Source organism: Chryseobacterium sp. Leaf394, assembly GCF_001424105.1.
Classification (GTDB): domain Bacteria; phylum Bacteroidota; class Bacteroidia; order Flavobacteriales; family Weeksellaceae; genus Chryseobacterium.
This window is the reverse complement of the sequence record NZ_LMQH01000014.1, coordinates 42,529-48,841: the sequence shown is the minus strand read 5'-3', so window position 1 is coordinate 48,841 and position 6,313 is coordinate 42,529. Positions and strand designations below refer to the sequence as shown.

Below are 6,313 nucleotides of genomic sequence, written 5' to 3'. Positions count from 1 at the left end.
AATTAAAAAAAAAAAAAAAAAAAAATGACTATCAAGAAAATCTTAGTCTCACTCTGTGCCGTATTTTCTACTGTGGCTTTTTCACAGACCGGCAGTGTAGGGATTAATACAAGCACACCCGATAACAGTGCTTTACTGCACATAGAAAATTTTGAAGGTGTACCCGCAACAGCAGTTGCCACAATTTCCGGAGGTGCTGTGACAAGCGTAACAGTCACCAACGGTGGAAGTGGTTACAAAACTGTACCGACGGTTAACTTTTTGGGTGGTGGAGCCATCCTCAACGGTGGTACCAAGGCAACAGCTACAGCCACTGTAACCGCAGGTGTAATCACTGCTATAACACTGAATAATGGTGGAAGCCGATATACAGGTGTTCCGACAGTGACTGTTTCAGGAGGAAATAAAGGCTTGTTGCTTCCCAGATTAAATCTTACAAACTTAAACAGCCTTACAACACCCGTAAGTGCACCTGCTGACGGACTTTTAGCTTACAACGGCGGAGTTAACAGCAACAGACAGACGCTTCATTATTTTGATTCCAGTCCTTCTGTGAACAGATGGCAGGCTGCCATCGATGCGGATGACACCCCGAAAATTGCTTTTGTAGGATTTACAGGAAATCATTCAGGTCTTAACAATGCGACACAGGGAATTAGCTTTGAACTGCTCGTAAACAATCCTACTATTTCTCCTTTCTCGAATATTGCAGGTTTTAAAATCATTAATAACACTTCAGGATCTTACTCTCTTGTACTTCCTCAGGGAAATTATCTGGTAGAACTGAAATTAAATCTTAACTCTCCGCCTGCTGACAATCCGGTTCCCAACAATCCTCCAACAGCACCGCTATCAGGAAGCGATTTTTATCTGATGGGATACTTCGTAGATTTTTACCCCGAGACTTACAACAATACTACCGGAAACATCACTGCCGTGCCCAGAAACAGAAAGGAAATACCTGTGCTTTCTAAAGTAAATGTAAACCATTATGCATCGTGGAGCTATGTGTGCAATGTTCCTGCAAATGCCAATGTTAACATCATGTCAGCATTAAGACTCCGTTTGGGAAGAATGCAAGGAAGCACATTTTATGATTTGGTAAATGTTATCCCGAGCGGATCTTTTATCAGAATAACTAAACTTTAATAGAATTAAATATGAAAAATTATATTTCAGTTATTTTACTGATCTTTTTTAATACAGTATACAGTCAGGTAGTTATCAGCGATGTGCCCGTCAGTACCGCTTCGGCAGCACTTGAAGTTACCAGTTACAACAATAAAGGAGTTCTCCTGCCAAGAGTAGATATTGTTGATGTATTTGACAATACCAAACCGGTAAGTAATCCTGGGAATGGACTGATTGTTTTCAATAAGGGAAATACCATCATTTCCGGAATCTATGTCTGGAGAAACAGCAGGTGGAATCTCTTATCAGATTCCCATAATCTGGTAGATTACATGATTCTGCAGCGCACTACAGATTACACTATTTTAGGTGGTTTAAGCAATGGAACCTTTAAAAATTTCAACGATATTGGCTTTACAACTGTTTCAAACAGTTCAGGAACCAGCTACAATTCTACTACCGGAGTGATTACACTTCCGGGCAACAGCGGATATATTGTGAATTTATCCCTAAACGTCAGAACGGCTTTGGAAGGCACCACTGCCGGAATAGGAGCTACACCCATTCACCTTCACCAATATCTGGTAAAACTGATCGACCCGGCTACAGGTACCCAATATGGAGACACAGTAAGCATCAATGCAACATCGATAGCGGCCGCGGGTGCGAGATCGCATTTTCTGAATTTAAGTTTTTCTTTTGCAACAGACTCCGCAACTCCTATCAATCTATTACCTAGCATCGCCCACGACAATGGTGGAACTTATCAAAATGGCTTGGGTGGCACTAATCCAAACAACGGAGCCATCATCATTACCAATGCAAAATTAGATATCCAAAGAGCTATTCTGAACCAATAATACAAAACAATGATAAAACATATCTTACACATAGTAACGGTTATATTCCTCTTTTCGGGCGAAAATTTCTTTTCGCAGTCGATAGGGATCAATACCACAACTCCCGATCCCAGCAGCTCATTAGATGTGACATCTACCAACAAAGGTGTGCTGTTTCCGCAATATGACCTGCTTACACTGAACAGTGTTTCGAGCCCAGTCGCAAATCCCGCTGACGGACTCGTTATCTACAATAAAGGTGGCGCATCAACGCATCCAAAAGGATATTATGTCTGGATAAAAAACCAGTGGCAGAGATTTATCGTTGCCGGATCAGAGCCGCAATCGATGTCTCTGATTATCAACAGTCCTTCAGAACAAACACCCCTGATACCGGTAAACAGCACTAATAATGTTGCAAAACCATTAAGCGTTATCAGCAACAAAATCACCGGAGCATCACTTGCCGCAGATACCGAAACCATCACTTTGCCGGCAGGAAAATACATCATCAGATACGGAGTGGATGCGGTGGATAATGGCGCAAACAATACAGGTCCTGCCAACACCACCTACCTTGGACACGTACTAACTGCCACACGGTCATATTTGATAAATGCAACCACCAATGCTGTACTCACAGAACAAAACAGAGAAGTTCAGTTATCAAGTACTTTCAGATTTTTTCAGGGTACCTTTTACCTCACCTTAACCAGTCCAACTCCTATCAAAACAAAGTTTGAGTTTGACACAGGCAATGGTTTCACAAGAAGTAATCTTTTGATCCGTACATCCTATTCGATGGTGATCACAAAAATGATTGATTAACACCAGTGAATTTTTATTTTTCTTCCTCCTGAACAGTTTTTTCTGTTTGGGAGGAAGATTTTTTTTTATGATACATTACGAGTTTTCTGAGATCTTTTAAGTTTTATATTAAATTTTTGAAATAATTCATAATAACATGTCGAAGTACGGTATCACGTAAAATTTTATAAAGACTAATTATTAGTTTAGCGACAAAATTAAAATGCTTTTTACTCGGACGCGGTTTGTCTGGGTTTGGGAGTAGATTTGTGAAAAAAAAGGGTTGCGGAAAACTTTCGAGAGTACGTGGTAAAAACAAAAATTTAAAAATAATATGAATTCAGAAATTAATGATGTCCTACAACAATTTAAAAAAGATCTCGAGAACTTTCATAATGCAAAGGTTAAATGTGGCATTATTGGACGAAGTGGAACAGGAAAATCATCACTAATGAATGCCATTGCAGGTGAAATAATTTCTGCTGTTGGAGAAGTTGAAACCACTATGGATATTAGCAAACCATTTGAACACAAAGGACTTTTATTTTATGACTTACCAGGTAGTTCTACTAAAAATTTTCCAAAAGAAACTTACATTGAAAAAACTGGAATTAGAGATTTTGACTGTGTTATTTTAGTAACTTCAGACAGATTTTATGAAGATGATTTGTTTTTAATAAAAGAGGTTTCAAAAATAGGTATTCCTGTATTTGCAGTTAGGAATAAAATTGACCAATCGATCACTAGCGCTGAAAAACGTGGGGTTTCCGAATCAGAAACTCTAAAAAACATTTTTGATGATTTAAATAACAATCTTCAAGGAATTAAATCTAGTGGAATTTATTTAGTTTCCGCAGAAAATCCTTTTAAGTATGATTTTAACAAATTGATTGAAGACATTGCAAAAAACCTAAATAAGATAAAAAAAGAAAGATTTATTGCAGATGTTACAGCGTCCTCAACCAGAATGATTACAGAAAAAAGGGTAGTAGCAGAAAAAATAGTGTCTAGATACGCAGCTTTATCTGCGGCTAATGGACTTAATCCCATACCAGGATTAGATATTTCAGTTGATATAGGATTGCTTGTCAAAATGGCAAACGATATAACTAATATATACGGATTAACAAAAAGCAGTCAAGAATATTATGAGTCATTTTTAGATTTATCAAATACTGCAAAGCTTAGAGCCGCATTAGCGAAAATTTCACAATATGTTGCAAAATATCTTGGTAAAGAAGCGATAATGATTTTATTAAAAAGATTTGCCCTTAGTGCAGCATCAAAGACGGCTTCAAAATGGATACCTTTGGTTGGTCTGGCCATTTCTGCAGGAATTGGTTTTAAAATGACTTCTTCGGTAGGTAATGAAATGATAAATGATGCAGAAGCTTTAGCTTTAGAAATATTCAATAGTTTAAAACAGTAGTTTGTAATCCATCCCATATTGCAAGCCTAACTGGTTTTTGAAACCAGTTAAGTTTGAAGAACCATACTTACTAATAAATAATGACGCTTTTCCATCAAAAAGACCACGCCCTCGCCAAAATCCCAAACCTCTCCCGCCTCCCGTGGGTAGGTTCGGAGTTTTTCGACGCAGAAGATTACTCATCGTTGGCGAATCTCATTACGCAATGGGAAAGACAAAAGCAGAATATGAGGAAGATTTGCTAAGACATCAAGACCCATTTTTCACCAGAAAACTGATTGATGAAACGCAGATTCAGAATTTATGTAAGTATCTGTTATTAGATAATTTTTGGCAGGCACTGTTACAGAAAAAGCCGACTAAATCTGAGCTATGGAAGCATATATCTTTTTATAATTTCATTCAGAGATCCATGGATTACAGCAGTTTTAATGGTGAAAAAAGAGAGCAGCCGAATAGTGCTGACTTTAAAAATGGATGGGCAGTCTTTGCGGAAGTGGTGAAGATTGTAAAACCAACAGACTGTATTTTTCTGGGACTGAAAGCTTCTGAGAGTTTTGGGAATTTCAAAGCTGATAAAACTGTGACGCAATTTGATTATGCGTATTCCGAAAATTGTAAATATGACTCCTGTGGAAGGTTCTTTTACGATAGATGGACAGAAGACCAATGTAAGCTTTATTCAGCATTGTTCATCTTTCTTTTCTCCTCAAAGCTGGAATCCTTTTCTGCAAAATAGACATCCTGATTTGATTAATTTTCTGTCAGCAAAAAATTAGAAGAGATAAACTATAAACCTCATAGGTTTCAGAAACCTATGAGGTTTAAAAAGCAGAAATAGCCTTTGCTACAATATATTCTCAGAAAAGACTACATGCAAAGATATTAAGCAAAAAAGCCACTTCCCAGTGGCTTTCATTTATAATTTAATTAATTTCTCATAGCTCACGCTTCCATCTTTCAAAGCAATTTCAAAGTAGTAACTGCCTGCATTTAAATCGGAAATATTTAAAGTTTCTCCTTCCAATGTTGTGGATTTTACTTTTCTTCCTGTAGAATCAAGAATTTCGACAGATTTAACCAAATCTGCATTTTTAAAACTGACTGATTCCCTCGCCGGATTTGGATAAAGAGAAACTTTTTTACTTTCAGCCGACAAATCTTTGGTGCTCAAGGTAGCTCCCAACGTTAAAGAAGCGTAGCCACGGCTTCCGCCATGATAAGCGATTCCTGTTCCTCCACCCGTTCGCGCGTAGAAAATATTGATTGTTCCTGCGGCATTTGGAATGGCAAAATCGCCCGCTCCGCCTGTAAGACTTCGCGTTGCTACAACAGTTCTTGTGCTTCCTGAAACTGTATTTGAAGTTTGGGTCCAGTCTTGTACAGTGTCTGCAGATGGAGTATTAAATCCTCCAAAAGTATAGTCCCGGTTGGGTGATGAGTTGTAAATAAAACCGTCTGAACCACTCGCCATACCTGAAGATCCGAAACCAATTCCCATCATAGAATTGCTGTCGCCAGTTAAGGTGATCGTCGCTGTCGTTGTGTTGGTATCCAATTTTACGGTCATTGCAGCTGCAGTTAAATTCACTGTTCCTGACGAAAACTGAGCCTGTGCAATGCTTGCCAAAGCTAAACCTGAAATGAGTAGAAGTTTTTTCATATTTTTAATTTTTTAAAAGGTTGATAATTTCTTTATTGTCTGCCTTTAAAGCATATTCAAAAGGAGTCATTCCCATTGAATCTTTCATTGATTTATCGGCTTTATATTGGAGTAAAAGCTCAACAAGTTCTTTATTTCCTGATTTTACTGCCCAAAATAAGGGTGTCGTTCCGGTACCGTCTGCAATATTGGGGTTTGCATTTTTCTTTAATAAATGTTCCGCCAAAGATCTGTTGTAACGTACTGAAAGTCCAGCCAATGCCGTACCATCCTGACTTTTATAATCCACATCTTTTACGTTATCGATTAAAAAATCTGCGACTTCAGTATTTCCCCGGTAGCAAGCCAAAATTAAGGGTGAAAATCCGTTTTCATTGGTTTGATTGATGACATCAGGATTATTTTTCATCAGATCTTTCAGCTCTGCAACCGTTCCGCTTCTGG

The 6,313-nt window shown here is 38.1% G+C and carries 6 protein-coding genes and 1 pseudogene; 5 read left to right on the top strand and 2 right to left on the bottom strand.

What is annotated here, in order from left to right:
• Window positions 1-24: 24 nt before the first annotated feature.
• From ASG21_RS18110 to ASG21_RS18085, 5 genes are all read left to right on the top strand, one after another.
• Window positions 25-1,149: a hypothetical protein gene (locus ASG21_RS18110; RefSeq protein WP_056084058.1), complete on the top strand. Its 1,125-nt coding sequence runs from the start codon at window positions 25-27 to the stop codon at window positions 1,147-1,149.
• A gap of 11 nt (window positions 1,150-1,160) precedes the next feature.
• Window positions 1,161-1,991, top strand: a complete 831-nt coding sequence (locus ASG21_RS18105; RefSeq protein WP_056084055.1) for a hypothetical protein — start codon at window positions 1,161-1,163, stop codon at window positions 1,989-1,991.
• 9 nt (window positions 1,992-2,000) lie between these two features.
• The gene (locus tag ASG21_RS18100) at window positions 2,001-2,798 is read left to right on the top strand and encodes a hypothetical protein (protein WP_056084052.1); all 798 of its coding nucleotides are present in this window, start codon (window positions 2,001-2,003) and stop codon (window positions 2,796-2,798) included.
• A gap of 313 nt (window positions 2,799-3,111) precedes the next feature.
• Window positions 3,112-4,206 carry a GTP-binding protein gene (locus ASG21_RS18095; protein ID WP_056084051.1) on the top strand — a complete coding sequence of 365 codons (1,095 nt, stop codon included), beginning with the start codon at window positions 3,112-3,114 and terminating at the stop codon, window positions 4,204-4,206.
• A gap of 205 nt (window positions 4,207-4,411) precedes the next feature.
• Complete coding sequence (locus ASG21_RS18085) at window positions 4,412-4,945, top strand: hypothetical protein (protein WP_056084045.1); 534 nt, start codon at window positions 4,412-4,414, stop codon at window positions 4,943-4,945.
• Between the two features lie 180 nt (window positions 4,946-5,125).
• Here ASG21_RS18085 and ASG21_RS18080 read toward each other — a convergent pair whose 3' ends face one another.
• The gene (locus tag ASG21_RS18080; RefSeq protein ID WP_056084042.1) at window positions 5,126-5,869 is read right to left on the bottom strand and encodes a T9SS type A sorting domain-containing protein; all 744 of its coding nucleotides are present in this window, start codon (window positions 5,867-5,869) and stop codon (window positions 5,126-5,128) included.
• 4 nt (window positions 5,870-5,873) lie between these two features.
• Window positions 5,874-6,313 (bottom strand): annotated as a pseudogene (locus ASG21_RS18075) (ankyrin repeat domain-containing protein); the annotation flags it as partial.

Excerpts from the sequence above, each read along its gene's own strand:
- ASG21_RS18105 (WP_056084055.1), top strand. The coding sequence starts at position 1,161 with ATGAAAAATTATATTTCAGTTATTTTACTGATCTTTTTTAATACAGTA.
- ASG21_RS18085 (WP_056084045.1), top strand. The coding sequence starts at position 4,412 with ATGGGAAAGACAAAAGCAGAATATGAGGAAGATTTGCTAAGACATCAA.
- ASG21_RS18080 (WP_056084042.1), bottom strand. The coding sequence starts at position 5,869 with ATGAAAAAACTTCTACTCATTTCAGGTTTAGCTTTGGCAAGCATTGCA.
- ASG21_RS18110 (WP_056084058.1), top strand. The coding sequence starts at position 25 with ATGACTATCAAGAAAATCTTAGTCTCACTCTGTGCCGTATTTTCTACT.
- ASG21_RS18095 (WP_056084051.1), top strand. The coding sequence starts at position 3,112 with ATGAATTCAGAAATTAATGATGTCCTACAACAATTTAAAAAAGATCTC.
- ASG21_RS18100 (WP_056084052.1), top strand. The coding sequence starts at position 2,001 with ATGATAAAACATATCTTACACATAGTAACGGTTATATTCCTCTTTTCG.